This is a genomic window from Streptomyces sp. NPDC079141 (assembly GCF_040686775.1).
GTDB lineage: Bacteria > Actinomycetota > Actinomycetes > Streptomycetales > Streptomycetaceae > Streptomyces.
In genome coordinates, this window is the sequence record NZ_JBFBLP010000017.1 from 146,827 (window position 1) to 170,952 (window position 24,126).

Genomic DNA, 24,126 nt, shown 5'->3' on the forward strand with positions numbered 1-24,126 from the left:
TGGGATGACATGCCATGTCCGCGATACGGACACGGGGCGCCGCTGGGCGTCAGCCCTTCGACTGGCGTTCACCCGTACGTGAGGCGGACGTTGGCCTTCGCTGGGAACTTCACCGGCATGGACCTTCCCGACGTCGGCATTCCCCCGCAGCTCGCGCGCCGTATGAGCATGGCCGAGCAGCACGAGTACCTGCGCACGAAGCTGACCCGGCGCCGCACGCTGGTGACTGCGGGCGCGGTGGCGGGCGGACTGCTGACGGGGTGCTCGTCATCGGGTACGGCCACCTCGACGCCGTCCGCCTCCGCGACCACGAAGGCGCCGGGCTCCGCCGTCGTTCCCTTCGGCCGCCATCTCGCCTTCGGCGCGGACCCGAGGACGCAGATGCGGGTCTCGTGGCAGGTCCCGCTCGCGGTGCGCAGGCCGTACGTACGGATCGGCACCCGGCCCGACGAACTGGGCCGGAAGACCGCGGCCGAGGTGCGGGCGCTGCACACTCCCGGGGTCAAGGGCGTACGCCTGGCTCTCGACCAGTACTACGTGCACGCGGCCCTGGACGGCCTCCTGCCCGGCACGACGTACTACTACGGCGTCGGCCACGACGGCTTCGACCCGGCCGCGGCCGACCGCCGCTCCACGATCACGTCCTTCCGCACCGCCCCGGCGAGCCCGGAGAAGTTCGTCTTCACCGCCTTCGGCGACCAGGGCGTCAGCAAGGCCGCGGCCGCCAACGACCATGTCCTGCTGCGCCAGAACCCCGCCTTCCACCTCCACGCCGGCGACATCTGCTACGCCAACGTCAAGGGACGGGGCGAGAAGACGGACGGCTACGACCCGGGCTTCTGGGACCTGTTCCTGAAGCAGAACGAGGAGGTCGCGCGGTCGGTGCCGTGGATGGTGACGACCGGCAACCACGACATGGAGGCCTGGTACTCGCCCGAGGGCTACGGCGGCCAGCTCGCGCGCTGGTCCCTGCCGGACAGCGGCTTCGACCCGCGCACGGCACCGGGCGTGTACGCCTTCACCTACGGCAACGTCGGCTTCGTCGCGCTGGACGCGAACGACGTGTCGTACGAGATCCCCGCCAACCTCGGCCACACGGGCGGGAAGCAGACGGCGTGGCTGGACGAGAGGCTCACCGCACTGCGGGCGGACGCCGGGGTCGACTTCGTGGTCGTCTTCTTCCACCACTGCGCGTACTCGACCTCGTCGCACGCCTCCGACGGCGGGGTGCGCGACGAGTGGCTGCCGCTGTTCGAGAAGCACCAGGTGGACCTGGTGATCAACGGGCACAACCACGTGTACGAGCGGACCGACGCCATCAAGGGCGGCGAGGTGGGCCGGCGGGTGCCGATCGGCGCGTCGACGGATCCGACGCGGGACGGGACCGTCTATGTCACCGCGGGCGGCGGCGGCAAGGAGCTGTACGGCTTCCCGGCGGGCGTGGCGGAGAGCTACGAGGGCCATGTGAGCGAGCGGGAGTCCGTCGAGACCTTCCGGTGGACGAAGTCCCGGCAGTCCGACGCGGAGACCGTGGAGTGGTCCCGGGTGCGCTACCGGGGCTTCTCGTTCCTCTCGGTGGAGGCGGTGAGCGGAACGAGGCCGCGGCTGACGGTGTCGGCGCTGGCCCAGTCCGGTGAGCGCATCGACCATTTCGAGGTGCGGCGCGGGAGGTGAGTCCGCGCCGCACCTCGCGGGTGCGGCTCCCGGTTCGTGGTGCGCTACGCGGCCTGGTGGCCGGTCGCTCCGCCGTTGTCCCTGCGGTCGAGGGCGCGCTGGAGGGCGGCGGCTGCGTTCTTGCGGTCGGACTCGCTCGTACGGGAGATGTGACGGACTCGACGGCGGGCGGTCGTCTCGGCCATGAGGAATCGACTCCTTTGACAATCCGGGAGTTCAACAAGGGGGTTTCGAGACGCCGGGTGGGGCGGGGAGCGGTGCCGCAGGGGTTGCCTGCACGGGGCCCGGCTCACGACCGCCATTCGCTTGATCGAGCGAGACGTTCGGCTCCTACAAAGCTAAGGGAGGACAGCCTGTCTGTCTCCACAATTACTCGGACTTCCTACTATCTGAGACGGCACAGCGGGCCACACCGCGCTGAACTGCGGGTTTCACGCAGCCGACGGGCAGACTCAGCCGGCATCCGCCGTGAGCGTCACCGAGGAACTCGCCAGCCTGACGCCCGTACGGTCGGCGTCCCCCAACGCCCGCTCCACCTCGGACCGCTCATGGCCGAAGAGGTCGACGCCCCGCCAGACAACGGGGACGGCACCCGGTCCCAGGCAGTCGAGTCTCATCCAGTCGAGCCGCCTCTCCCCGTCGGCGGACCCGCAGACCAGCAGCTCGACGCCTTCATAGGCGGCCCCGAAGCTCCACTCCGCACCGCACACCCAGGCCTCACGGACGTCGGCGAGCGTGGCCACCGCCCACTGCGCCTCCCGCTCACTCATGCCGAACAGCAGCCGGCCGGCACCGCGGGGCAGAACCAGGCCCTGTCCGGGCAGGAGTTCGAAGGTCGACACGGCACTGAAGGCTAGTCGGCCGTGAGCACCCCGATCCACCTAACCCCCAAACATCACTTGACCGGTTACATGAGGGCGTGATGCACTGACCTCGCACCACCAAAGCACCTTTGAGGGGTTAGGGAGAGCGTGTCATGACCAGTGTTTCCCAGGTCCGCCACCGCACGACCGACGTGCGCGGCCACACGGTGTACTACCGCGAGGCGGGTCCCGCCGATGCCCCCGTGCTGCTGCTTCTGCACGGCTTCCCGAGCAGTTCGCACATGTTCCGTGAGCTGATCCCCCGGCTTGCGGACACCTACCGGGTGATCGCCCCCGACCACATCGGCTTCGGCCGCTCGGCCGCGCCGGACGCCTCCGGATTCCCGTACACCTTCGCCGAACTGGCCGACATCACCGGCGAGTTCACCGAGCAGCTGGGCCTGAAGAAGTACGCCCTCTACATCCAGGACTACGGCGCCCCGATCGGCCTGCGGCTGGCGCTCGCGCACCCCGAGCGCGTGACCGCGATCGTCACGCAGAACGGCAACGCCTACCAGGAAGGCCTCGGCGAGCAGGCCTGGGCGCCCGTGCTGGCCCTCATCGCCGAGCGCACCCCCGAGACCGAGGCGCCCGTGCGGGAGATCTACACGCTCGACGGCATCAAGTGGCAGTACCTGCACGGGGTTCCGGACCCGTCGCTGGTCAGCCCCGACGCCTACGAGCACGACGCCGCGCTGCTGGCCCGCCCCGGACAATCGGAGATCCAGCTCGACCTGATCTCCGACTACGGCTCCAACTTCGCCCTGTACCCGGCCTTCCACGAGTACTTCCGCACCAGCCAGGTCCCCCTCCTCGCCGTCTGGGGCGCCCACGACGAGATCTTCGTCCCGGCCGGCGCCCTCGCCTACCAGCGGGATCTGCCGAAGGCCGAGATCCACCTCCTGCCGACCGGCCACTTCGCCCTGGAGACGCACGTCGAGCAGATCGCCGGGATCATGCGGGGGTTCCTCGGCCGGCACCTCGGGGCCGTTCGTCCCCACGACTGATCCGTCCCGCGGGACTACGGTGGTGGTGAGGGGAGAGGAGAGGTCATGAACGACACGGAGAGAGTCCTTCTCGAAGGCGGCCCGGACGACCTGCCCGAACGGATCGTCCCGCCCCCGACCCCCGGCCCGGATGTGAAGATCGAGCTCCGGAACGGCTACGAACACTTCAGGCCGACCTCGCGCCAGGCGGACACGCCCGAGGGCAGGGTCCCCGTGTACGAGTGGTGGGAGAGGACGGAAATGCCGGGCTAGGACGCGAGCGCCGCCGCGACCGCCTCCCGGAACCCCGCCGGGTCCTCCACCCACGGCAGATGTCCCGCCCCCGGCAGGACCACCCGCCGAACCCGCGGCAGGGCCCGCTCCAGGGAGTCCACCGCCGAGCGCGGCCGGATGTCCCGGGCGCCGTCGACGACGACCGGGATGTCCAGGGCCCGGCAGGCCGCGTGCAGCTCCGGGGTGCCCCAGGGGCGTCGCGTCTCAGCGTTCAGGGCCTTGTTGCACGCGAAGTTGACCGGGAACCAGGGGTCGGCCATGCGCCCGGCGCGCTCCAGCGCCCCTTCCCGGTCCGGCCGGTCCTCCACGGACACGCGAAGGGGCCGGGCAACCGCCCGGCCCCTCAATGCGTCTGACGGAACGTCAGCCCATGTGCGGGTACCCGTAGTCGGTCGGCGCGACCAGCGTCTCCTTGATGGCGCGGGTCAGCGTCCAGCGCATCAGGTTCTGCGGGGCACCGGCCTTGTCGTTGGTGCCGGAGGCCCGGCCGCCGCCGAAGGGCTGCTGGCCGACGACGGCGCCGGTCGACTTGTCGTTGATGTAGAAGTTGCCGGCCGCGTAGCGCAGCTTCTCCATCGTGTGGGCCGCCGCCGCACGGTCACCGGAGATGACCGAGCCGGTCAGGGCGTAGTCGGACACCGACTCCATCTGGGCCAGCATCTCGTCGTACTTGTCGTCCTCGTAGACGTGCACGGCGAGGAACGGGCCGAAGTACTCGGTCGTGAAGACCTCGTTCTCCGGGTCGCTGCACTCGACGACGGTCGGGCGGACGAAGTAGCCGACCGAGTCGTCGTAGGAACCACCCGCGACGATCGTGCAGGTCGGGTCCTCCTTCGCACGGTCGATCGCGGCCTTGTTCTTGGCGAAGGCACGCTCGTCGATGACCGCGCCGATGAAGTTCGACAGGTCGGTGACGTCACCCATGGTCAGGTAGTCGACCTCGGCCGCGAACTCCTCCTTGAAACCGGAGTTCCAGATCGAAGCGGGGATGTAGGCCCGGGAAGTGGCCGAGCACTTCTGGCCCTGGTACTCGAAGGCACCGCGGGTCAGGGCCGTCTTCAGCACCGCGCGGTCGGCCGACGGGTGGGCCACCACGAAGTCCTTGCCGCCGGTCTCGCCGACCAGACGCGGGTAGGAGCGGTACTTCTCGATGTTGGTGCCGACCGTCTTCCACAGGTACTGGAAGGTCTTGGTCGAGCCGGTGAAGTGGATGCCGGCAAGGTCCCGGTGCTCCAGAGCCACCTTGGAGACCTCGATGCCGTCGCCGGTGACGAGGTTGATGACGCCCTTGGGCAGACCGGCCTCCTCCAGCAGCTGCATCAGCAGCACGGCGGCGTGGGTCTGGGTCGGGGACGGCTTCCACACGACGACGTTGCCCATGAGCGCGGGCGCGGTCGGCAGGTTGCCCGCGATGGCCGTGAAGTTGAACGGCGTGATCGCGTAGACGAAGCCCTCCAGCGGGCGGTGGTCCAGCCGGTTCCACACGCCCGGGGAGTTGGCCGGGGGCTGCTCGGCCAGGATCTGGCGGGCGTAGGCGACGTTGAAGCGCCAGAAGTCGACGAGCTCGCAGGGGGTGTCGATCTCGGCCTGCTGGGCGGTCTTGGACTGGCCGAGCATGGTGGAGGCGGCCAGCGTCTCGCGCCACGGGCCGGCCAGCAGCTCGGCGGCGCGCAGGATGATCGCCGCGCGGTCGTCGAAGGACATCGCGCGCCAGGCCGGGGCGGCGGCGAGGGCCGCGTCGATGGCGTCCTGCGCGTCGGCCTGCGTGGCGTTGCGGTAGGTGCCGAGCAGGGACTGGTGGTTGTGCGGCTGGACGACCCGGAAGGCCTCGCCGCCGCCCATCCGGCGCTCACCGCCGATGGTGCAGGGCAGGTCGATCGGGTTGTCGGCCAGCTCCTTCAGCTTGGCCTCCAGCCGGGCACGCTCGGGCGAGCCGGGGGCGTAGCCGTGCACCGGCTCGTTGACGGGGGTGGGGACCTGGGTCACAGCGTCCATGAGATCCGTAACTCCTTGAACTTGAGCGGGTGGTGCGGGCTCAGCCCTTGCTGACCATGGAACGGAGGAAAAACCGGAGGTTGGCCGGCTTCTCCGCGAGGCGGCGCATGAAGTAGCCGTACCAGTCGGTGCCGTAGGCCGTGTAGACGCGCATACGGTGGCCCTCGGCGGCGAGGCGCAGGTGCTCGTCGCCGCGGATGCCGTACAGCATCTGGAACTCGTACTCGTCCAGCTTGCGCCCGGCGCGCCGGGCGAGCTCCTGGGCGATGGTGATCAGGCGCGGGTCGTGGGACCCGATCATCGGGTACCCCTCGCCCTCCATGAGAGTCCGCAGGATCCGGACGTACGCCTTGTCGATCTCGGACTTCTGCTGGTAGGCGACCTCGGCGGGCTCCTTGTACGCGCCCTTCACGATCCGTACGCGGCTGCCGTTCGCGGCGAGGCGGCGGGCGTCGGCCTCGGTGCGGAAGAGGTAGGCCTGGATGACGCAGCCGGTCTGCGGGAAGTCCTTCCGCAGCTCGTCATGGATGGCGAACATCGAGTCGAGGGTGGTGTGGTCCTCCGCGTCGAGGGTGACCGTGGTGCCGATGGCGGCGGCGGCCTCGACGACCGGGCGGACGTTGGCGAGGGCGAGCTCGTGGCCGCCGTCCAGCGCCTGGCCGAACATCGAGAGCTTGACGGACATCTCCACCTTCTCGCCGAGGCCGAGCGGCTTGATCCGCTCGATCAGCTCCAGGTAGGCGTCCCGGGCGGCGGTGGCCTGCTCGGGGGTGGTGATGTCCTCGCCGACCACGTCCATGGTCAGCTCCAGCCCGTTGCCGGTGAGCTCCTCGATGATCGGGACGATCTCGTCCACGGTCTCGCCGGGGATGAAGCGGTCGACGACCTGCTTGGTGACCGGGGCCGCCGAGACCAGACGTCGCATCCGGTCGCTGCGCGACGCGGCGAGAATCACGGGACCCAGCACGGGGCACCTCCACAAACCATCAGAAACAGGCCGTAACCCAACGACTCGGGTACGGCACGGAGAACCACCGTGAAACCTAAGGATCCCTCCGATCGTCTGCTATCGACAGCTGTCACGCATCCGTGCCGCAGATCTCATACAGATGTATGAGCGCCCTCGGGAAATGAGGGAGAATGCCCGTGTGACGCCCGAATACAAGGCTGACTATCAGGAGCTGGTCGATGAGATCTCGGAGCTGCTGGGCGTGCCCGCGACGCTGGAGAGCCGGGACTTCGAGCTGATCGCCTTCGGCGCGTACGACAGCGAGGGCGAGCTGGACGCGTCGGCGCTGGACCCGGTGCGCACCCGCTCGATCCTCACCCGCCGCTCCACCGCCGCCGTGCGTACCTGGTTCGAGGGCTTCGGCATCACCCGCGCGACCGGCCCCGTCCGTATCCCGCCCACCCCGGAGGCGGGGGTCTACCGCGGCCGTATCTGTCTGCCGGTACGCCATCGGGGTGTCGTCCTCGGCTACGTCTGGCTCCTGGAGGACGATCCGGGCCCCACCGACCGGCAGCTGGCCGCGGCCATGGACGTCACCGCCCGGATCGGCGCGCTGCTGGCGGACGAGGCGCAGCACGGCGCCGACCTCACCCGGGAGCTGCGGGCCGTCCTCACCGCCGAGCGCGACTGGCAGCGGGACATGGCCGTCGCCGAGCTGCGCACCGCCCTCGGCCCGCGCGCCGACACCCTGCACACGGTCGTGTGCGTGGCGCCCTGGCCGTCGGCCGACCCGGACGACGCGCCCTCGGTGCGTACGGTGCCGCACGCGACCGCGCTGTGCACGGTGCCGTGGGGGACGACGGCCCAGTCCCTGGCCGTGCTGGTGCGGCTGCGCTCGCCGGACTCCCTGACCCCGGCGACGACCGCGGCGGGACGGCTGCTGGAGCGGACGGGCCGGGACAGCGGGGCGGGCATCGCGGCGGCCCGGTCCGGGCTGGTGGAGCTGGGGGCGGCCTGGCGGGAGGCGTCGGCGGCGGCGCGCGCGGCGCTGGCGGAGCCGCGGTTCGGGCCCGTCGCGGAGTGGGCCCGCATCGGCCCGTACCGCCTGCTGACCGCCCTGTCCCCGGAGGCCGCGCACGACCCTGCGGTGGCGCCCCTGCTGTCCCCCGCCCACCGCGAGCTCGCCCGCACCGCCGAGGTCTACCTCGACTGCGCCGGCCAGGCCGCCCGCACGGCCGCCGAGCTGGGCATCCACCGCCAGACCCTCTACTACCGCCTGTCCCGCGTCGAGCAGCTGACGGGCCTTGACCTGGACGACGGCGAGGACCGGCTGCTGCTGCACATGGCGCTGAAGGGGACGCGGCTGTAGCCGGACCGCGCCCTTCCCGGGCACCGCCCGCGATCTCTACGATCCGCGCCATGGAGCTGGAGCTTCGGCACCTGAAGGTGCTGTGCGCGATCGCCGACGCCGGGACCATCAGCCGGGCCGCCGCGGACCTCGGGTACTCGCAGCCCGCCCTGAGTGCCCAACTCCAGCGGCTGGAGCGGCACTTCGGCCGGCGGCTGTTCGAGCGGGGGTCCACGGGCGTGGAGCTGACGCCGTACGGCACCGAGGTGCTCGCGCAGGCCCGGGACGTGCTCGCCCGGGCGGCCGCGATCGGGCGCCGCCCCGCCTGCGACGGCCCGCCCCCGGTCCGGCCGCTGCGCGTGGCCGCGACCAACTCGCCGGTGCTGCCCGGCATGCTCGCCCGGCTGCGCGGCCGGGCGCCCGATCTCGCGCTCACGGTGAGCAGCGTGTACGCCTCCTCGGACATCGTCGGACTGCTGGAGAAGGGCGAGGTGGACGCGGGCATCGCCGCCGACTACCCCGGACTTGAGCTGCGGCACTCGTCGGCCGTGGCGCTTCGCGGCATCGCCACCGAGCCGTCGTTCGTCGCGCTCGCGGCCGGGCACCGGCTGCGGCGGGCGCAGGAGGTCACGCTCGCCGACCTGGCCGAGGACGCGTGGTTCCTGACGCCGGACGACGGGGCGGGCTGGCCGGGGGTGTTCTACGCGGCGTGCGGGGCGGCCGGGTTCTCCCCCGCCACCGTGCACGAATTCCTGGGCGACCCACAGCAGTTGCAGCGCATGATCGCCGACGGGGTCGGCGTCTCCGTCGTCCAGGCGACCCTCCGCCCGGCCCCCGGGGTCCTCGTCAAACCCCTGGCCGGCACTCCCCTGTGGTGCCGCTACGTCCTGGCCTGGCGTCGCGACGGCCCGGCGGACGCGGTGGCGGACACGTTGCTCTCCTGCGCAACGGCCGCCCATCGGGCGTTGATCGGCGAGGCCGAGCACTTCCGGGCGTGGGCGTCGCGCTGAGCGTCCGCCATGCCCTGCGTCGTGGCCGGTCGCGCAGTTCCCCGCGCGCCCTTGAAGAGCGGCAGCGGCCGTCCGCGTTATGGCGTCCCACCCCCAAGTGCTATGTCACATCGCATTGTTCGCTTCGCCGCGCCCTGCCAAGGTGCACTCGCGCCTCCTCACCGTCCCGAGGCGCAGCCCCCACAAAGGAGCGCGGATGCGTTACCGCTTCACCCTGCCCAGATGTGTCGTCGGCGGCCTCGCCGCCTTCGTCACCGCGGCCGGACTCCTGGCGACCCCGGCCACGGCCGCACCGGCAACGACCGCACCCGCAACACCGGCCGCCGCGCGACCCGCGGCGGCACCCCCCGACCCCCGTCCCGCACCCCGGGCCGGCACACCGACCGCCCCCGACGAGCACTCGGCCCGGCAGTCCCGCCCGCTCACCCCCGACCGCCTTCCGCCGCTCGCCACACCCCAACGACCGCACGGCACACGGCAGAACGCCGCCGCCTGCGACCCGGCCGACTTCGCCGGCCGCACCGGAACAGATCTGGTGACGGCCGTCCGCGCCGCGAGCACCGCCTGCGTCAACACGCTGTTCGGCGTCAGCGGCGGGACCGCGCGCGACATCTTCCGCGAGGGCCAAATGGTCACCGTGGCCGAGGCCTTCGCCGGCTCGGCGGCGGGCTACCCCGGGGACAACTCGACCGCCGTGCAGCAGCTCGTGCTGTTCCTGCGCGCGGGCTACTACGTCCAGTTCAACCACCCCGAGGACGTGGGGAGTTACGGCCCCGCGCTGGCCGGCGCCACCCGGCGCGGCCTGGACACCTTCTTCGCCAACCGGCATTCCAGGGACGTCAGTTCCGGCAACGGCGACATCCTCGCCGAGGCGGTCGTGCTGACCGACAGCGCCGACGAGCAGGCCCGCTATCTGCCGGTGTACCGGCGGCTCCTGTCCCGCTACGACAGCTCCTACGACGCGTTCCCGAGCATGCTCGGCGCCGTCAACGCCGTACACACCCCGCTGTGGCGCGGCAACTGGAACCCCGGCTATGTCAGCGCGGTCGCGGCCGACCCGGCTGTCCTCGACGCCCTGTTCCGCTTCGCCCTGCGGCACCGCGGCATGCTGGGCGGCGAGCGCTCCTACCTGGTCTCCAACGCCGGTACGACCCTGGCACGCCATGTGGAGCACCCGGCGCTGCGCGCGACGGTGCGGCCGCAGCTCCGGACGCTGCTGCAGGCGTCCCGCATCACCGGCCGGACCGCGCCGCTGTGGGTCGCGGTGGCCTCCCAGGCGGAGTACTACGACAAGGACCACTGCTCCTGGTACGGCGTCTGCGGTCTGCGCGCCAAGCTCCTGAAGGCGGCCCTGCCCGTCTCGCACCCCTGCGACACCGCCACCACCATCAGGGCACAGGCACTGACCGCCGCACAACTGACCGCCACCTGCGCGAACGTACAGGGCCAGGAGCCGTACTTCCGGGAGGTCGTCAAGAGCGGCGGCCCGATCCCCGGCCAGTACGAATCCACCCTGGACCTCGTGGTGTTCGCCAGCCGCACCGACTACCAGACCTACGCCGGCACGATCTTCGGCATCGACACGAACAACGGCGGCATGACCCTCATAGGCGACCCGTCCGACCCGGACAACAAGCCGCTCGCGATCATGTACCAGAAGGAGCAGGACAACGGCTTCACGGCCCGGATCTGGAACCTCAACCACGAGTACACGCACTACCTTGACGCCCGTGACGACATGAAGGGCGACTTCGGCCAGCAGATCTCGGTGCCGACCGTGTGGTGGATCGAGGGGATCGCCGAGTACGTCTCCTACAGCTACCGGGGCCTGAGCTACCCGCAGGCGATCACCGAGGCCGGGAAGCACACGTACAAGCTGAGCACCCTCTTCCAGAACACGTACTCCAACAGCGACGTGACGCGCACCTACGCGTGGGGCTACCTCGCGGCGCGCTACATGCTCGAACGGCACCCCGACGACGTGGCCGCCGTGCTCGCGCGCTTCCGCGTGGGCGACTACGAGGGCGGTCACGCCGTCTACGCGGACCGCATCGGCACGTCGTACGACGCCGACTTCGACGCCTGGCTCACCGCCTGCGCCTCGGGCGCCTGCGCGCGACCGGCGGCCTGACCTCGGGAGTAACCCGCACCGCGGACCGGCTCGCGCGAGCCGGTCCGCGTTGTCGTGCGGGGCGCGAGACGGATTACTGAAAACGATTGTCATCGTGTTACGGTCGGCGCAACCGCTCTCTTGACCACCCCTTTACCCGGAGGGTTCCGTGCGCCTGCCCGCCCGACGTCTGCTCCCCCTCACCGCTCTCACCGCGGCCTCGGCCCTGCTCACCGGCTGCTTCTCCGGATCCACGGAGGCGGAGGGTGACGGCGGGCGGATCCGCGTGGCAATGATGCAGCCCCCGCGATCCGGCCTCACGCCGCTCTCCGACGACGCGTTCAAGCTGTCGCGCTGGTCGACCGCCGAGACGCTGGTGAAGCTGGACGCCGAAGGGGACGCCGAGCCCGCGCTCGCGACCGAGTGGAAGCAGTCCGGCAGGACCTGGACCTTCGAGATACGCGACGGCGTCACCTTCCACGACGGCACGGACCTCACCGCCGAGGCCGTCGTACGGTCGCTCACCACCGCCGCCACCGCCTCCCCCAAGCCCCGCATCCTCGACGGCGTGGAGCTGACCGCGAAGGCCGACGGCGACCGGGTCACCGTCACCACCGCCGTCGAGGACCCGCTGGTCCCGCAGCGCCTGAGCTCCCCGCAGCTGTCGATCCTGGCCGCCAAGGCCTACCGGGGGAAGACCGTGAACCCGGTCGGCGCCGGCACCGGCCCCTTCGAGCTGACCGAGGTGAGCGGCACCACCTCCGCCACCCTCGACCGCTACGACGACTACTGGGGCGGCAAGGCCAAGGCCCCCGGCATCGACGTGAGGTTCGTCCCCGACGGCACCGCCCGCGCCGCCGCCCTGCGCAGCGGCGAGGCCGACATCGTCGAGGCCGTACCGGTGTCGCAGGCCGCGCTGCTCGACGAGGACCTGATCACCGAGGTGCCGATGCCGCGCACCAACACCCTGTACCTCAACACCGAGAAGGGCGCCTTCAAGGACGCCTCCCTGCGCGCCGCCGCCCGTGAGGCCATCGACGCCGAGTCGATCGTGAAGGGTGTGTACGAGGGTCGCGCCGATGTCGCCGAGGGGCTGCTCGGACCTGCCCTGCCGTGGGCGGCCGACCTGCGCACCGAGGTAAAGCGGGCCGCGGCGAAGAAGGCCGACGGCCGGACGGTCACCATCGGCACCTTCACCGACCGCGCCGAGCTGCCCGAGGTCGCCGCCGCGCTCCAGCAGCAGCTCCAGAAGGCCGGGTTCACGGTGAAGCTGGAGGTCCGCGAGTACGCCAACATCGAGTCCGACGCGCTGGCCGGCGAGTTCGACGCGTTCATCCTGTCCCGCGCCACCGTCCTCGACTCCGGCGACCCGGCCGCCTACCTCTACAGCGACTTCGCCTCCGCCGGCTCCTTCAACATCTCCCAGCTCGCGGACACGTCCGTGGACCGGGTGCTGACGAAGGCCGGCGAGACCGCGGCCGGCGACGCCCGCCGCAAGGCCGTCATGGCGGCCGAGGCCGCGGTCCTCGCCACGGACGCCGCGATCCCGATGCTGCACGAGCGCGTGATCCAGGGCGACGCCGCCAATGTCGTCGACGCCGCGCACGACCCGCGCGAGCGCGAACTGGTCACCACCGACACCTACGTCAAGTGAGGCCGACCGCCGCCGGGTTGACCCGGGCCTGCTGTCTCCTCGCGGTCCTGGCCGCCGTCGGCCTGCTGCCCTGGCTGTCCGGCAGGGACCCGGCGCTCACGGTCCTGCGCGCCCGCTCCGCCGAGCAGGAGCCGACCGAGGAAGCCCTGGACGCCGTACGACGGGACCTCGGGCTGGATGCCGGGCCCCTGGCGCTGCTGCGGAGCTGGGCCGGTGATCTGCTGCACGGGGAGCTCGGCACCTCCTGGGTGTCGGGTACCGAGGTGCTGCCGTCGGTGACGGCCGGGCTCCAGGTGTCGCTGGGGCTGATGGGCGCGGCGCTCGTCGTGGCGGCGCTGGTCGCCGTCGCGCTGGTGGCGCCGGTCCTGGTCCGGGGGCGGGGCACGGCCGGGACGTTCGCCGCGATGCTGGCGGCCGTGCCCGAATTCCTGCTGGCCACCGTCGCGTTGCTGGTGTGCGGGGTGTGGCTGGGCTGGCTGCCGACCTCCGGCTGGGCCGGGCCCGAGTACCTCGTCCTGCCCGCGCTCGCCCTCGGTGTCCCGGGGGGCGGTCTGCTCGGCCGGCTGGTCGCGGACGCGCTGCCGGCCGTGCTCGACGAGCGGTGGGTGGAGCTGTGGCGGGGCGCCGGAGTGAGCCGTCGCCTGATCGCCGGCGCGGCGCTGAAGCGCGTACTGCCGCCGCTGGTCCCGCAGTTCGGCATGGCGGCCGTCGGACTGACCGGTGGCGCGGTCGCCGTGGAGACGGTGTTCGCGGTGCCCGGCATCGGCCGCACCGCGCTCGGCGCGGCCAAGTCGCAGGACCTGCCGCTGCTCCAGGCCTCGGTCCTCGCCCTGCTGCTCCTCGGCCTGGTCACCGGCGCGCTGGCCGCGCTGCTGCGGCGCCGTCTGCTGGGCCCCGCCCTGCGCGACGCCGGGCTCGCGCTGCCGCCGCCCCGACCGGTCCGTACACCTCCCGCGATCCCGTTGACCCTGTTCACCGTCCTCGCCGTGACCATCGGCTGGGGTCTGCTGCGCGACCCGTACGCCGTGAACACCGCCGCCCGGCTGGCCGCCCCCTCGTGGGCGCATCCGCTCGGCACGGACGGCCTGGGCCGTGACGTCCTCGCCCGGCTCGGCCACGGTGCCGCGTCGACGGTCGGCACGGCGGCCGCCGTATGCCTGCTCAGTCTTCTGGTGGGGCTGGCGCTGGGCTTCCTGCCCGGAGTCGCGGCGGGCGCCTCCGACATCGCCAACGCGCTGCCGCCGGTGATCGTCGGCATCCTGGTCGCCGCGACCGCCGGGCCCGGCACCGGCGGGGCGGCTCTCGCCGTGGCCCTCATCTCCTGGCCGCCGCTGGCCGCGCACACGGCGGCGCTGGTGCAGGAGGTACGCGCATCGGCGTTTCTGACGGCCCAACGAGCCATCGGGGCACCGCCGTTGTGGATCCTGACCCGGCACGTCCTGCCGTCGGTGGCCGCGCCGGTCGCCCGCCACGCCCTCCTCCGCCTCCCCGGCATCGCCCTCGCCCTGGCCTCCCTGGGCTTCCTCGGCCTGGGCGCCCAGCCGCCCGCCCCGGAGTGGGGCCTGCTCCTGGACGAGTCCCGCGCCTACGTCGAACGCGCCCCCTGGGCGGCCCTCGCCCCGGCGGTCGCCCTGGCCCTCCTGGCCGGCCTCGCGGTGTCGGCGGCCGCCTACGCACAGGGCCGACGAGCCCCTGGCGGCACGCGCGGCACCCGCGTCAGAAGGAAGGAGGCCCTCGTTGAGGCCTGAAGCGCGGCCGCGCCAAGCCCGCGAGTCGACAACGGCATACACGCACGGCAGAAACAAGGAGGCCCCGTTGAAGCCCGAAGCGCTGCTCACCGTCCGCGACCTGCGGATCGCCTTCGGCGGCGCCGAGGCCGTGCGCGGGGTGTCCTTCGACGTGCGGGCGCGTGAAGTGCTCGCGCTCGTCGGTGAGTCGGGGGCGGGCAAGTCCCTCACCGCGCGGGCCCTGCTGGGGATGGTGCCGCGCGGAGCGACGACGAGCGGGAGTATCCGGCCGGACCTCTCGGACGGGCGCGGACGCCGGATCGCGCTGGTCCCGCAGGACGCCCTGTCCGCCCTGTCCCCCGTGCACCGCGTCGGCGACCAACTCGCCGCCGCCGTACGGTCGGTGGCCCGCGTCTCCGGCAAGGAGGCCCGGGCGCGGGCGGTCGCCGCCCTGGACCGGGTGGGCATCCCCGACGCCGCCCGTGCGGCGCGCGCCTACCCGCACGAGTTCTCCGGCGGCATGCGGCAGCGGGCGGTCATCGCGATGGCCACGGTCAACGAGCCCGAGGTGCTGGTCGCCGACGAACCCACCACCGCGCTCGACGAGGAGCGCCGCGATCAGGTGCTGCGCATGCTCGCCGAGCAGGTGGAGGCGCTCGGCGCCGCGCTCGTTCTGGTCACCCACGATCTGGACGCGGTACGGGCGCACGCGGACCGAGCGCTGGTCATGTACGCCGGCCGACTGACCGAACTCGGCCCGGCAGAACTGGTGTTGAGCCGCCCCTGGGCCCCGTACACCGCGGGCCTGCTGGCCTCGCTCCCGCAGCACGCCCGCGGCCGCCGCCTCATCGCCCTGCCCGGCACTCCCCCGGCCCCGGACGCACTCCCGCCGGGCTGCGCCTTCGCCCCGCGCTGCCGGCTCGCCACGGACCTGTGCCAGCGCGAGGAGCCGGAGCCGCGGCAGGCGGACGGACGGCTGGTCTCCTGCCACCACTGGGAGAAAGTGTGAGCACCCCTCTTCTCGACGTCCGCGACCTCGTGGTCCGCTACGGCCCGGCCACCGCCGTCGACGGCGTCTCCTTCTCGCTGCGCGAGGGCGAGACCCTCGCCCTCAACGGCCCGAGCGGCTGCGGCAAGTCGTCCACCGCCCTCGCCGTACTCCAGTTGCGCCGCCCGGACGCGGGCGAAGTCCGTTTCGTGGGCCGGGAGTTGACCCGCCTCACCGAACGCGAACTGCGCCCGCTCCGCCCCCGTATGCAACCGGTCTTCCAGGACCCCTACGGCTCCCTCAACCCCCGCCACCGCATCCGCGACGCGGTGGCGGAACCGCTGAAGGTGCAGGGCCGCTGGACGGCCGACGGCCCGGCCCGGGTCGCCGAACTCCTCGACCGGGTCGGCCTGGACGCCTCCTACGGCGACCGCTTCCCGCACGAGCTGTCCGGCGGCCAGTGCCAGCGCGCCGGGATCGCCCGCGCACTGGCCTCGGAGCCGCGCCTGCTCGTCCTCGACGAGCCGGTCTCCGCGCTCGACCCCTCGGTCCGGGCCGGCGTGCTGAACCTGCTCGCCGACCTCCAGGACGACCTGGGCCTCGGCTATCTGTTCATCTGCCACGACCGGGCCGTCGTACGGCACTTCGCGGACCGGGTGCTGGAGATGCGCGAGGGGCGGGTCAGTGCTCCGCCGCCGCCTCGATCACCTGTCGCAGCCCCTCTGTGAGCCGGTCGGCCTCGGGCGCGCCCTTCGGGTCGAAGGTCCACTGCATCATCAGACCCATCATCAGCGTGGTGTAGAAGCCGCCGAGGGTGTCCACGGTCCCCTCGGCGACGTCCTCCTCCCGCCCGCCGTGGAAGATCGTGACGATGCCCCGGGCCGCCTCGCGCTGCGCCCGCGCGAGGTGTTCGCGCAGTTCGGGCAGCTGGTCGCCCATGGCCACGATCTCCACGCTCAGCCGCCACAGCGAACCGGGCTCCCGCATGGTCGAGATGACGTTGTCCCAGACCTGCCGGAACCGCTCCAGCGACCCGGGTGCCCCGGTCACCCCCTCCGCGTCGAAGACGACCGACATCTCCTCCACGAGCGCGACATACGCCTGCGCGAGCAGCGCGTCCTTCGAACCGTAGTGGTAGCCGATCGAGGCCAGATTGGTCCCCGACTCCTTGACGACGTCACGCGCGGTCGTGCGCGCGAACCCCTTCTGCAGCAGGCAGCGCTTGGCGCCCTCCAGCAGATCCTCGCGATGTCCCATGCACGCAGCCTACCTCCGATCCATACAGCCGTCATATACATCTGTTCTAGACAAGCGTTTAAGACGCTTGTACAGTCGCCGTCATGACGAATCCCACCACCCCCGTCGGCGCACGCGCGGGGCGCCGCGAATGGACCGCCTTCGCCGTGCTGATGCTGCCGCTGCTGCTCGTCTCGATGGACGTCTCCGTCCTCTACTTCGCCATCCCGGCCATCAGCGCGGACCTGGCACCGAGCGGCACCCAGCAGCTGTGGATCTTCGACATCTACGCCTTCGTGCTGGCCGGCCTGCTGATGACGATGGGCTCACTGGGCGACCGCATCGGCCGCCGCCGACTGCTCCTGATCGGCGCGGCCGCCTTCGGCGCCGCCTCGCTGGTGGCCGCGTACGCGAACAGCGCCGAGACCCTGATCGCGGCCCGCGCGGTCCTCGGCATCGGCGGCGCGACCCTGATGCCCTCGACGATGGCCCTGATCCGCACGATGTTCACGGACCCCGGTCAGCGCGCGAAGGCCATCGGGATGTGGTCCGGCGTGATGACGGCCGGAATCGCGCTCGGTTCGGTGATGAGCGGCGTACTGGTCGAGTACTTCTGGTGGGGCTCGGTCTTCCTGGTCAACCTGCCCGCGATGGCCCTGCTGCTGCTCCTCGGCCCGGTCCTGCTCCCCGAGTCGAAGGACCCCGCCCCCGGCCGCTTCGACTGGCCGAGCGTCCCGCTGTCGATGGCCGCGGTGCTCCCCGTGATCTACGGCCTCAAGGAGCTGCCCTCCGAGGGCTGGAACGTCCGCTACGTCGTCTCGATCACCGTCGGCCTGCTCTTCGCGGCCCTGTTCGTCCAGCGTCAGCGCACGGCGGCCGCGCCGATGATCTCCCCCGCCCTGTTCCGCGGCCGCGGCTTCGCCCCCGCGGTGGTCCTCAACCTCGTCTCGGCCTTCGGGATGATGGGTTCGGCGTTCTTCACCACGCAGTACCTGCAGTCGGTGCTCGACAAGAGCGCGCTGGAGGCGGCCCTGTGGGCACTGCTCCCCTCGGTGCCGATCGGGGCGGCGGCGCCGGTGGCGGCCCAGCTGGTGCAGAAGGGCGTGAGCCGCGCCCACGTCGTCACCGCGGGATTCCTGATCGGCGCCTGCGGCTACGGCCTGCTGGCCCTCGCCGGCACGGACTCGCTGTGGCTCGTCCTGACCGCGTGCGGCGTGCTCGCCGTCGGCATCGTCACGGTCATCTCCCAGATCACCGACCTCGCGCTGGGCACCGCCCCGGTGGAGCGCGCGGGCTCCGCGTCCTCCCTGCTGGAGACCGGCACGGAGTTCGGCGGCGCGCTGGGCATGGCGGTACTGGGCTCCATCGGTACGGCCGTCTACCGGAACGAGATGCCGGACACGGCACCGGACGCCGCCCGCGAGACGCTCGGCGGGGCGCTGGCGGTCGCCGACCAGGTACCGGGCCTCGCGACCGCGGCCCGGGAGGCGTTCACCAGCGGGATGCAGGGGGCGGCGATCGCGGGGGCGCTGCTGCTGGCGGGGGCGGCGGGGCTGGCGACGGTGGCACTGCGGCGGGTGGAGGTGCGAAAGGCGGAGGAGACGCCGGAACACGCGACCGCCGCCGTCTGAATCACACGGGCACACAAAACGCCGGACGGGCTGATCGACTCAGCCCGTCCGGCGTTTGAGGACGAGGCCCGTTCAGGGCCGCAGCGGGGGTCCGGGGGCGGCAGCCCCCGGGCATACCGACCTCAGACCAGGTTCACCGCGCGCGCCGACGTGGCACCGATCTCGGCGGCGACCTCGGCCATCACTCCGGAGGGCACCGCGTCGTCCACGGTCAGGACGGCCAGCGCCTCGCCACCGGCCGCCGCGCGGGCGACCTGCATACCGGCGATGTTGATGCCGGCCTCGCCGAGGACGCGGCCGACGGTGCCGACGACACCCGGGCGGTCCTCGTAGCGCAGGACCAGCATGTGGTCGGCGAGCGCGAGGTCGACGTCGTAGTCGCCGACCGCGACGATCTTCTGCAGGTGCTTGGGGCCGGCCAGGGTGCCGGAGACCGCGACCTCCTCGCCGCCCGACAGCGTGCCGCGCACGGTGACGACGTTGCGGTGGTCGGCCGACTCCGAGCTGGTGGTCAGCCGCACCTCGACACCGCGCTCCTGGGCGAACAGCGGGGCGTTGACGTAGGACACCGTCTCGTCGACGACGTCCTCGAAGACGCCCTTGAGCGCGGAGAGTTCGAGCACCTTGACGTCATGCTGGGTGATCTCGCCGTAGACCTCGACGTCGAGGCGGACCGCGACCTCACCGGCGAGCGCGGTGAAGATACGGCCGAGGCGCTCGGCCAGCGGCAGGCCAGGCTTGACGTCCTCGGCGATGACGCCGCCCTGGACGTTCACCGCGTCCGGGACCAGCTCACCGGCGAGCGCGAGCCGGACGGAACGCGCGACGGCGATACCGGCCTTCTCCTGCGCCTCGTCGGTGGAGGCACCGAGGTGCGGGGTGGCGACGACCTGGTCGAACTCGAAGAGCGGGGAGTCCGTGCAGGGCTCCTTCGCGTACACGTCGAGACCGGCACCGGCGACCCGGCCCTCCTTGAGGGCGGAGTACAGCGCCTCCTCGTCGACGATGCCACCGCGCGCGGCGTTGACGATGCGCACGCTCGGCTTGACCTTGCGCAGCGCCTCGTCGCCGATGAGGCCGACGGTCTCCGGGGTCTTGGGCAGGTGGACGGTGATGAAGTCGGAGACTTCGAGCAGCTCGTCCAGCGACAGCACCTTGACGCCCATCTGCGCGGCGCGAGCGGGCTGGATGTAGGGGTCGTAGGCGACGACCTTCATGCCGAAGCCCGACATGCGCTGGGCGACCAGCGCGCCGATGCGGCCGAGGCCGACGACACCGAGGGTCTTCTCGGCCAGCTCCACACCCGTGTACTTGCTGCGCTTCCACTCGCCGTTCTTCAGCGCGGCGTTGGCCTGCGGGATGTGCCGGGCGGTGGCGACGAGGAGACCGCAGGCCAGCTCGGCGGCGGTCACGATGTTGGAGGTCGGGGCGTTGACGACCATCACGCCGGCCTTGGTGGCGGCGGAGACGTCGACGTTGTCCAGGCCGACGCCGGCTCGTGCGACGACCTTCAGCTTGTTCGCGGCAGCGATCGCCTCGGCGTCGACCTTGGTGGCGGAGCGGATCAGGATCGCGTCCACGTCGGCGATGGCGGGCAGCAGCTCGGCCCGGTCGGCGCCGTTGCAGTGCCGGATCTCGAAGTCCGGACCAAGGGCGTCCACAGTCGCGGGCGACAGCTCTTCAGCGATGAGTACGACGGGTTTCGAGCTCACGTGAGTCCTCACATGTCCAATGCGGACGGCCGTCCCGACGGCCGCAGGCGGTGGAGGGGCTTGCCGCGTGGAAGACGCACGACGCTGTGGGCCTGACGCGTATGTTGTGCAGCAGTGTAGTGCTGCGAGCCGAGGCCTCTTACGCCTCGGCGGAAGGATCACTCGTCCGTGGCTGGACGATGTGGACAACGGGGCCGGAGCGACCGCTCCGACCCCGTGACCCTGAGGCTTACGCCTCCTCGTTGACCCAGCTCATGAGCTTGCGCAGCTCCTTGCCCGTGGTCTCCAGCAGGTGCTCGGAGTCGGCCGTCTTGTACTCGTTGTACTTCTTCAGACCGCCGTGGTACTCGTCCATCCACTGCTGGGCGAACGTGCCGTCCTGGATCTCCGCGAGGACCTGCTTCATCTCCGCCTTGGTGGCGTCGGTGATGATCCGCGGGCCGGTGACGTAGTCGCCCCACTCGGCGGTCTCGGAGATCGACCAGCGCATCTTCTCCAGGCCGCCCTCGTACATGAGGTCCACGATCAGCTTCAGCTCGTGCAGGCACTCGAAGTACGCGATCTCCGGCTGGTAGCCGGCCTCGGTCAGCGTCTCGAAACCGGCCTTGACCAGGGCGGCGGTGCCACCGCAGAGGACGGCCTGCTCACCGAACAGGTCGGTCTCGGTCTCCTCGGTGAAGGTGGTCTTGATGACGCCGGCGCGGGTGCCGCCGATGCCCTTGGCGTAGGACAGGGCGAGCGCGAAGCCGTTGCCGGTGGCGTCCTGCTCGACGGCGGCGATGCAGGGAACGCCGCGGCCCTCCTCGTACTGGCGGCGCACCAGGTGGCCCGGGCCCTTCGGGGCGACCATGCAGACGTCCACGCCGGCCGGGGGCTTGATGAAGCCGAAGCGGATGTTGAAGCCGTGGCCGAAGAACAGCGCGTCGCCGTCCTTCAGGTTCGGGGCGATGTGCTCCTCGTAGACCTGGGCCTGGATCGGGTCCGGGACGAGGATCATGATGACGTCGGCCTCGGCGGCGGCCTCCGACGGGGTCACCACGCGCAGGCCCTGCTCCTCGGCCTTCGCCTTGGACTTGGAGCCCTCGTGCAGACCGACACGCACGTCGACACCCGAGTCACGGAGCGACAGCGCGTGGGCGTGGCCCTGGCTGCCGTAACCGATGACCGCGACCTTGCGGCCCTGGATGATGGACAGGTCGGCGTCGGCGTCGTAGAACAGCTCGGCCACTTTGGGTTCTCTCCTTGAGTGCAGGTGTTGCGTCCCACCGTATGACGGCGGGGGGAAGGGAAGTTTCGGGGTCTCGGTATACGGGCGGCCGGTGTCCCCCGACCGCCCGAATCCGTCGTTATGCCGACCGGTCGAGGGCGCGCAGCGAGCGGTCCGTGATCGAACGGGCGCCACGGCCGATCGCGATCGTGCCGGACTGGACGAGCTCCTTGATGCCGAACGGCTCCAGCATCTTGAGCATGGCCTCCAGCTTGTCGCTGCCACCGGTGGCCTCGATCGTGACGGCCTCCGGGGAGACGTCGACGGTCTTGGCGCGGAAGAGCTGGACGATCTCGATGATCTGGGAGCGCGTCTCGTTGTCGGCGCGCACCTTCACCAGAACGAGTTCGCGCTGAACGGCCGAACCGGGCTCCAGCTCGACGATCTTCAGCACGTTGACGAGCTTGTTGAGCTGCTTGGTCACCTGCTCCAGCGGCAGGTCGTCCACGCTCACCACGATGGTGATGCGGGAGATGTCGGGGTGCTCGGTGACGCCGACCGCGAGCGAGTCGATGTTGAAGCCGCGGCGGGAGAACAGGGCGGCGATCCGGGCCAGGATGCCCGGCGTGTTCTCCACCAGGACCGAGAGCGTGTGCTTGGACATTTCTCTACGTCTCTCTCGCTCAGTCGTCTTCGTTGTCGCCGAAGTCCGGGCGGACGTCCCGGGCGGCCATGATCTCGTCGTTGGAGGTGCCGGCGGCGACCATCGGCCACACCATGGCGTCCTCGTGGACGATGAAGTCGATGACGACCGGGCGGTCGTTGATCGAGTTCGCCTCTTCGATGACCTTGTCGAGGTCGGCCGGGTCCTCGCAGCGGATCGCGTAACAGCCCATGGCCTCCGACAGCTTGACGAAGTCGGGGACGCGGGTGCCGGCGCTCGGCTGCTTGCCGTCCGCCTCCGGGCCGGAGTGCAGCACGGTGTTGGAGTAGCGCTGGTTGTAGAAGAGGGTCTGCCACTGGCGGACCATCCCGAGGGCGCCGTTGTTGATGATGGCGACCTTGATCGGGATGTTGTTCAGGGCGCAGGTGGTGAGCTCCTGATTGGTCATCTGGAAGCAGCCGTCACCGTCGATCGCCCAGACGGCCTTGTCGGGGGCGCCGGCCTTGGCTCCCATCGCGGCCGGGACCGCGTAGCCCATCGTTCCGGCGCCGCCGGAGTTCAGCCAGGTGGCGGGCTTCTCGTACTGGATGAAGTGCGCGGCCCACATCTGGTGCTGGCCGACGCCCGCCGCGAAGATCGTGCCCTCGGGGGCGAGTTGACCGATGCGCTCGATGACCTGCTGCGGGGAGAGCGAGCCGTCCTCGGGCTGGTCGTAGCCGAGCGGGTAGGTCTCGCGCCAGCGCTTCAGGTCGGTCCACCAGGCGCTGTAGTCGCCCTGGTGGCCCTCGCTGTGCTCCTTCTGCACGGCCTGGATCAGATCGGCGATGACCTCGCGGGCGTCGCCCACGATCGGCACGTCCGCGGCACGGTTCTTGCCGATCTCGGCCGGGTCGATGTCGGCGTGCACGATCTTGGCGTACGGGGCGAAGCTGTCCAGCTTGCCGGTGACGCGGTCGTCGAAGCGGGCGCCGAGGGCGACGATCAGGTCGGCCTTCTGCAGACCGGTGACGGCGGCCACCGAGCCGTGCATGCCGGGCATGCCCAGGTGCTGGGGGTGGGTGTCGGGGAACGCGCCGAGCGCCATCAGCGTGGTGGTGACGGGCGCGCCGGTCAGCTCGGCGAGCACCTTCAGCTCGGCCGTCGCCTGCGCCTTGAGGACGCCGCCGCCGACGTAGAGGATCGGCCGCTTGGCGGCGGTGATCAGCTTGGCGGCCTCGCGGATCTGCTTGGCGTGCGGCTTGGTCACCGGGCGGTAGCCGGGCAGGTCCATGGTGGGCGGCCAGGAGAAGGTGGTCTGCGCCTGGAGGGCGTCCTTGGCGATGTCGACCAGGACCGGGCCGGGGCGGCCGGTGGAGGCGATGTGGAACGCCTGCGCGATCACCCGCGGGATGTCCTCGGCCTTGGTGACCAGGAAGTTGTGCTTGGTGATCGGCATGGTGATGCCGACGATGTCCGCCTCCTGGAAGGCGTCCGTGCCGATCGCCTTGGAGGCGACCTGGCCGGTGATCGCGACCAGCGGCACGGAGTCCATGTGGGCGTCCGCGATCGGGGTCACCAGGTTGGTGGCGCCGGGGCCGGAGGTCGCCATGCAGACACCGACGCGGCCGGTGGCCTGCGCGTAACCGGTGGCGGCGTGGCCGGCGCCCTGCTCGTGTCGGACCAGGACGTGGCGGACCTTGGTGGAGTCCATCAGCGGGTCGTACGCCGGAAGGATCGCACCGCCGGGAATCCCGAATACCGTGTCGGCGCCGACCTCCTCAAGGGAGCGGATGAGGGACTTCGCACCCGTGACGTGCTCGGGCGCGGACTGCTGTCCTCCGGATCGGGGCCGCGGCTGCGGATGATGGGCCCCGGTGGCCTGCTCGGTCATCGGCATTCTCTTCTCGATGCTGAGGGTTTTTGCGAAGTTTGTGCGGTGTTGCCCTGTTGCACTACTGGTGCCTGTGCAACAAAAAACCCCTCGTGCCATAAGGCAAGCGAGGGGAGCGCGCCGGGAGTGGTCGCTGGGAGTTCCGGGTCCGTCCGGAGGTCACCAGCTTCAGCCGACGCGCTTTCCAAGTACGAGAATTCGGGTGCGC

General features: G+C 71.3%; 21 protein-coding genes. 11 read left to right on the forward strand and 10 right to left on the reverse strand.

Translation table 11 applies throughout. From position 1 onward, the window contains the following. Window positions 1–117 precede the first annotated feature (117 nt). Window positions 118–1,674, forward strand: coding sequence for a metallophosphoesterase family protein (locus AB0Q90_RS34255; RefSeq protein WP_363162424.1), 1,557 nt, complete (start codon window positions 118–120; stop codon window positions 1,672–1,674). A gap of 44 nt (window positions 1,675–1,718) precedes the next feature. On the opposite strand, the gene AB0Q90_RS34260 is transcribed toward AB0Q90_RS34255, so the two are convergent. Further along, complete coding sequence (locus AB0Q90_RS34260) at window positions 1,719–1,859, reverse strand: hypothetical protein (RefSeq protein WP_363162425.1); 141 nt, start codon at window positions 1,857–1,859, stop codon at window positions 1,719–1,721. A 267-nt stretch (window positions 1,860–2,126) separates the two neighbouring features. Next, complete coding sequence (locus AB0Q90_RS34265) at window positions 2,127–2,516, reverse strand: hypothetical protein (RefSeq protein ID WP_363162426.1); 390 nt, start codon at window positions 2,514–2,516, stop codon at window positions 2,127–2,129. Window positions 2,517–2,650: 134 nt separating this feature from the next. On the opposite strand from AB0Q90_RS34265, the gene AB0Q90_RS34270 reads away from it, so the two are divergent. After that, window positions 2,651–3,544: an alpha/beta fold hydrolase gene (locus AB0Q90_RS34270; RefSeq protein WP_363162427.1), complete on the forward strand. Its 894-nt coding sequence runs from the start codon at window positions 2,651–2,653 to the stop codon at window positions 3,542–3,544. Window positions 3,545–3,589: 45 nt separating this feature from the next. Further along, window positions 3,590–3,796, forward strand: a complete 207-nt coding sequence (locus AB0Q90_RS34275) for a DUF5988 family protein (protein ID WP_363162428.1) — start codon at window positions 3,590–3,592, stop codon at window positions 3,794–3,796. Here the strand turns inward: AB0Q90_RS34275 and AB0Q90_RS34280 are convergent. The 3 genes from AB0Q90_RS34280 to AB0Q90_RS34290 are packed head-to-tail and all read right to left on the reverse strand — an operon-like array spanning window position 3,793 to window position 6,779. Continuing rightward, window positions 3,793–4,131 (reverse strand): alpha/beta hydrolase, encoded by a 339-nt coding sequence (locus AB0Q90_RS34280; RefSeq protein ID WP_363162429.1) that lies wholly within the window; start codon window positions 4,129–4,131, stop codon window positions 3,793–3,795. The genes AB0Q90_RS34275 and AB0Q90_RS34280 overlap by 4 nt on opposite strands. A gap of 49 nt (window positions 4,132–4,180) precedes the next feature. Continuing rightward, on the reverse strand, window positions 4,181–5,812 hold the full coding sequence (gene pruA, locus AB0Q90_RS34285) for an L-glutamate gamma-semialdehyde dehydrogenase (protein WP_363162430.1): 1,632 nt from the start codon (window positions 5,810–5,812) through the stop codon (window positions 4,181–4,183). Window positions 5,813–5,852: 40 nt separating this feature from the next. Continuing rightward, window positions 5,853–6,779 (reverse strand): proline dehydrogenase family protein, encoded by a 927-nt coding sequence (locus AB0Q90_RS34290; protein WP_363162431.1) that lies wholly within the window; start codon window positions 6,777–6,779, stop codon window positions 5,853–5,855. A gap of 163 nt (window positions 6,780–6,942) precedes the next feature. Here AB0Q90_RS34290 and AB0Q90_RS34295 point away from each other — a divergent pair, with 163 nt between their 5' ends. The 7 genes from AB0Q90_RS34295 to AB0Q90_RS34325 all read left to right on the forward strand — a co-directional run bounded on the left by AB0Q90_RS34295 (window position 6,943) and on the right by AB0Q90_RS34325 (window position 16,326). Continuing rightward, window positions 6,943–8,130 carry a helix-turn-helix domain-containing protein gene (locus AB0Q90_RS34295; protein WP_363162432.1) on the forward strand — a complete coding sequence of 396 codons (1,188 nt, stop codon included), beginning with the start codon at window positions 6,943–6,945 and terminating at the stop codon, window positions 8,128–8,130. Between the two features lie 50 nt (window positions 8,131–8,180). Beyond that, window positions 8,181–9,119 carry a LysR family transcriptional regulator gene (locus tag AB0Q90_RS34300; protein WP_363162433.1) on the forward strand — a complete coding sequence of 313 codons (939 nt, stop codon included), beginning with the start codon at window positions 8,181–8,183 and terminating at the stop codon, window positions 9,117–9,119. 196 nt (window positions 9,120–9,315) lie between these two features. Further along, complete coding sequence (locus AB0Q90_RS34305; protein WP_363162434.1) at window positions 9,316–11,250, forward strand: collagenase; 1,935 nt, start codon at window positions 9,316–9,318, stop codon at window positions 11,248–11,250. Window positions 11,251–11,398: 148 nt separating this feature from the next. Then, on the forward strand, window positions 11,399–12,883 hold the full coding sequence (locus AB0Q90_RS34310) for an ABC transporter substrate-binding protein (RefSeq protein ID WP_363162435.1): 1,485 nt from the start codon (window positions 11,399–11,401) through the stop codon (window positions 12,881–12,883). Next, on the forward strand, window positions 12,880–14,631 hold the full coding sequence (locus AB0Q90_RS34315) for an ABC transporter permease subunit (protein WP_363162436.1): 1,752 nt from the start codon (window positions 12,880–12,882) through the stop codon (window positions 14,629–14,631). The genes AB0Q90_RS34310 and AB0Q90_RS34315 overlap by 4 nt, the downstream gene beginning before the upstream one ends. Window positions 14,632–14,698: 67 nt before the next feature. After that, complete coding sequence (locus AB0Q90_RS34320) at window positions 14,699–15,619, forward strand: ABC transporter ATP-binding protein (RefSeq protein ID WP_363162437.1); 921 nt, start codon at window positions 14,699–14,701, stop codon at window positions 15,617–15,619. After that, window positions 15,616–16,326, forward strand: coding sequence for a dipeptide/oligopeptide/nickel ABC transporter ATP-binding protein (locus AB0Q90_RS34325; RefSeq protein ID WP_363162438.1), 711 nt, complete (start codon window positions 15,616–15,618; stop codon window positions 16,324–16,326). The genes AB0Q90_RS34320 and AB0Q90_RS34325 overlap by 4 nt, the downstream gene beginning before the upstream one ends. On the opposite strand, the gene AB0Q90_RS34330 is transcribed toward AB0Q90_RS34325, so the two are convergent. Continuing rightward, window positions 16,280–16,855 carry a TetR/AcrR family transcriptional regulator gene (locus tag AB0Q90_RS34330; protein WP_363162439.1) on the reverse strand — a complete coding sequence of 192 codons (576 nt, stop codon included), beginning with the start codon at window positions 16,853–16,855 and terminating at the stop codon, window positions 16,280–16,282. The two genes, AB0Q90_RS34325 and AB0Q90_RS34330, sit on opposite strands and share 47 nt — an antisense overlap. 83 nt (window positions 16,856–16,938) lie before the next feature. Between AB0Q90_RS34330 and AB0Q90_RS34335 the strand changes: the two genes are divergently transcribed. Continuing rightward, window positions 16,939–18,465 carry an MFS transporter gene (locus tag AB0Q90_RS34335; protein WP_363162440.1) on the forward strand — a complete coding sequence of 509 codons (1,527 nt, stop codon included), beginning with the start codon at window positions 16,939–16,941 and terminating at the stop codon, window positions 18,463–18,465. A gap of 122 nt (window positions 18,466–18,587) precedes the next feature. Here AB0Q90_RS34335 and serA read toward each other — a convergent pair whose 3' ends face one another. From serA to AB0Q90_RS34355, 4 genes are all read right to left on the reverse strand, one after another. After that, complete coding sequence (gene serA, locus AB0Q90_RS34340; RefSeq protein WP_363162441.1) at window positions 18,588–20,177, reverse strand: phosphoglycerate dehydrogenase; 1,590 nt, start codon at window positions 20,175–20,177, stop codon at window positions 18,588–18,590. 229 nt (window positions 20,178–20,406) lie between these two features. Next, window positions 20,407–21,405, reverse strand: coding sequence for a ketol-acid reductoisomerase (gene ilvC / locus AB0Q90_RS34345; protein WP_363162442.1), 999 nt, complete (start codon window positions 21,403–21,405; stop codon window positions 20,407–20,409). A gap of 118 nt (window positions 21,406–21,523) precedes the next feature. Beyond that, window positions 21,524–22,048 carry an acetolactate synthase small subunit gene (gene ilvN / locus AB0Q90_RS34350; RefSeq protein ID WP_363162443.1) on the reverse strand — a complete coding sequence of 175 codons (525 nt, stop codon included), beginning with the start codon at window positions 22,046–22,048 and terminating at the stop codon, window positions 21,524–21,526. A gap of 19 nt (window positions 22,049–22,067) precedes the next feature. Then, window positions 22,068–23,918 carry an acetolactate synthase large subunit gene (locus AB0Q90_RS34355; RefSeq protein ID WP_363162444.1) on the reverse strand — a complete coding sequence of 617 codons (1,851 nt, stop codon included), beginning with the start codon at window positions 23,916–23,918 and terminating at the stop codon, window positions 22,068–22,070. Between the last annotated feature and the right edge of the window lie 208 nt (window positions 23,919–24,126).

Bases quoted from the DNA above. Each gene is read 5' to 3' on its own strand.
- AB0Q90_RS34255 (WP_363162424.1), top strand. From the start codon at position 118: ATGGACCTTCCCGACGTCGGCATTCCCCCGCAGCTCGCGCGCCGTATG.
- AB0Q90_RS34260 (WP_363162425.1), bottom strand. From the start codon at position 1,859: ATGGCCGAGACGACCGCCCGCCGTCGAGTCCGTCACATCTCCCGTACG.
- AB0Q90_RS34270 (WP_363162427.1), top strand. From the start codon at position 2,651: ATGACCAGTGTTTCCCAGGTCCGCCACCGCACGACCGACGTGCGCGGC.
- AB0Q90_RS34275 (WP_363162428.1), top strand. From the start codon at position 3,590: ATGAACGACACGGAGAGAGTCCTTCTCGAAGGCGGCCCGGACGACCTG.
- pruA (WP_363162430.1), bottom strand. From the start codon at position 5,812: ATGGACGCTGTGACCCAGGTCCCCACCCCCGTCAACGAGCCGGTGCAC.
- AB0Q90_RS34295 (WP_363162432.1), top strand. From the start codon at position 6,943: ATGAGGGAGAATGCCCGTGTGACGCCCGAATACAAGGCTGACTATCAG.
- AB0Q90_RS34300 (WP_363162433.1), top strand. From the start codon at position 8,181: ATGGAGCTGGAGCTTCGGCACCTGAAGGTGCTGTGCGCGATCGCCGAC.
- AB0Q90_RS34305 (WP_363162434.1), top strand. From the start codon at position 9,316: ATGCGTTACCGCTTCACCCTGCCCAGATGTGTCGTCGGCGGCCTCGCC.
- AB0Q90_RS34330 (WP_363162439.1), bottom strand. From the start codon at position 16,855: ATGGGACATCGCGAGGATCTGCTGGAGGGCGCCAAGCGCTGCCTGCTG.
- AB0Q90_RS34335 (WP_363162440.1), top strand. From the start codon at position 16,939: ATGACGAATCCCACCACCCCCGTCGGCGCACGCGCGGGGCGCCGCGAA.
- ilvN (WP_363162443.1), bottom strand. From the start codon at position 22,048: ATGTCCAAGCACACGCTCTCGGTCCTGGTGGAGAACACGCCGGGCATC.
- AB0Q90_RS34355 (WP_363162444.1), bottom strand. From the start codon at position 23,918: ATGACCGAGCAGGCCACCGGGGCCCATCATCCGCAGCCGCGGCCCCGA.